A 231-nucleotide genomic window follows, 5' to 3' on the forward strand; every position below is an offset into this window, starting at 1 on the left:
TTGTCCAGGTCCATATAGAACAGTGAGAAGTTAAAGCCGCGTTCATCCGCTTGGCGCAGCAGCGAATCCAGGCGGTCATTGAATAAGCGGCGGTTCGGTAAACCGGTCAAAGGGTCCAAATACACCAAATCATTGATTTTGTCTTCGGATGCTTTGCGTTCGGTGATATCGCGGAGAATGCTGCTGAAGAAAATGCCTTTCTCCGTTTCCCACGTACCGACAGACATTTCG

Annotated in this window: 1 protein-coding gene; it reads right to left on the minus strand. The window is 49.4% G+C overall.

The annotated features are described in order from the left end of the window. The coding region (locus R0J87_RS25265; protein WP_498889767.1) for a diguanylate cyclase domain-containing protein at window positions 1-231 on the minus strand (231 nt) is incomplete at both ends.

This window comes from Halomonas sp. SIMBA_159, assembly GCF_046536035.1.
In the GTDB taxonomy this organism is placed as follows: domain Bacteria; phylum Pseudomonadota; class Gammaproteobacteria; order Pseudomonadales; family Halomonadaceae; genus Vreelandella; species Vreelandella venusta_A.